Raw genomic sequence first — 227 nt, forward strand, 5'->3', positions numbered from 1 at the left:
TTGCGCTTTAAATGGAGGAAATCAAGATGAATGAACGAACTACCACACAAACGGAATTAGTGGAAAAAACAAACACTTGCGAAGTCAAACAAACAGCTATGGATCGCATTTTAACAAGAGCTTTAGAAAATGACGTCGATATGGACCGCTTAGAGCGCCTGATCGCATTACGAGAAAAGGAAATAGAACGACAAAATTATCAAAGCTTCGTCTTTGATCTTTCCGCT

The 227-nt window shown here is 39.2% G+C and carries 1 pseudogene; it reads left to right on the forward strand.

The window, feature by feature from the left end:
• Positions 1 to 26 precede the first annotated feature (26 nt).
• Positions 27 to 227: pseudogene (locus BN202_RS09195) on the forward strand (ERF family protein); the annotation flags it as partial.

This window comes from Bartonella florencae, assembly GCF_000312525.1.
GTDB classification, from domain to species: domain Bacteria; phylum Pseudomonadota; class Alphaproteobacteria; order Rhizobiales; family Rhizobiaceae; genus Bartonella; species Bartonella florencae.